This window comes from Pontibacillus chungwhensis BH030062 (assembly GCF_000770675.1).
GTDB classification, from domain to species: Bacteria; Bacillota; Bacilli; order Bacillales; family BH030062; genus Pontibacillus; species Pontibacillus chungwhensis.
The window spans coordinates 1-313 of the sequence record NZ_AVBG01000037.1 but is presented as its reverse complement, the minus strand read 5'-3'; the positions used below and the strand labels follow the sequence as shown (position 1 = coordinate 313).

Genomic DNA, 313 nt, shown 5'->3' with positions numbered 1-313 from the left:
ATATCTGTAAATGTGGAAAGCGTTTCTTTGAAGATAACCATCTCGTAAAACGATATCAACGGCACTCAAAGGAGTGGAATCAAGCTTTAGGTCTTAGGGTTATACAGGGCAAAAATTTCAAAGATACAGCCGCGCTGTTTCGCACTTCGCCAACCACAGTGATGCGGCGGTTTGATGAGCTAGCCACTCCGATGTTGAAAAAAGTAGAAACTCTCCCGCCAGTCATCGCGATTGATGAGTACAAGGGCGATACAAGTGCAGGGAAATATCAAGTCGTTATCGCCGACGGAGACACTGGCCAACTCCTAGATAT

The 313-nt window shown here is 45.7% G+C and carries 1 protein-coding gene; it reads left to right on the top strand.

All coding sequences use genetic code 11. The features are described from left to right. On the top strand, positions 1–313 hold a 313-nt coding region (locus tag N780_RS19105; RefSeq protein WP_036788011.1), incomplete at both ends, for a helix-turn-helix domain-containing protein.